Source organism: Aeromonas sp. LsrichE-8G (assembly GCF_022869435.1).
GTDB classification, from domain to species: Bacteria; Pseudomonadota; Gammaproteobacteria; order Enterobacterales; family Aeromonadaceae; genus Aeromonas; species Aeromonas caviae.
The window spans coordinates 1-754 of sequence record NZ_JALIHH010000242.1 but is presented as its reverse complement, the minus strand read 5'-3'; the positions used below and the strand labels follow the sequence as shown (position 1 = coordinate 754).

Annotated in this window: 1 protein-coding gene; it reads right to left on the bottom strand. The window is 59.4% G+C overall.

The features are described from left to right. On the bottom strand, positions 1–687 hold a 687-nt coding region (locus tag MUW49_RS20010; protein WP_244813118.1), incomplete at its 3' end, for an IS1595 family transposase. Positions 688–754: the final 67 nt, after the last annotated feature.

The window sequence follows — 754 nt, the reverse complement described above, 5'->3', positions numbered from 1 at the left end:
CACCCCGGCGCCGTCGCTACACAACACCGCATCTGACGAGACAAGGGGTGTCAAAACAGCTATCACCGTCTCGGCATTCATTTTCTCCAACTGAAAATCCGCATGGTGACCAGCCCGGTCCTGAACCACCATCACCGGGATGTAATCCGGCCCTGTGCCTCGGGTACGGCCTTTGCCCCCACGGTGGCGGGCCGGGCGGGGCAAACCACGTTGCCCTTTAAACGACTCCAAGAAGAAGGTCTCATCAACCTCGACGATACCCCCTTCCCGTGCCGCCTGGTGACTCGCCATGGCTTTCAGGAAGCGGTGACGCCACAAGAAGGCGGTATTTTTACAGACTCCGCAGCGGACGGCAGCCTGTCGGACGGTCAGACCGTCGATGAGGGCCTGGGCGTAGTCTTCCCAGCATTGTGCCTTGCGAAGTCGAGCCAGAGGCGTCTTGGTGAGAACGGAACTGGTGCGCAGACACTGCTTGCAGCGATAACGACGCAGCCCTCGACTCCAACCCCAGGGAGCCAACTGCGTAGCCTCGGCCTGACAGTGAGGGCAACATCGACAAGCGGGGAGTTGAGCGGCCAGCGAGGTGATTGGGTGAGGGGTAGTGAGTTCATGTTGCGCGAGGCGACGCTGGCGCATGGTGAGCTGTGGAAAGAGAGACAGTAGATGTTGAAAGGCTTGGGTATCCATGATGGAGGCCCTCAGGGTGATGACCTACTTCAAGGTTAGCCTTTCAACATGTAATTGGGACAGCGCC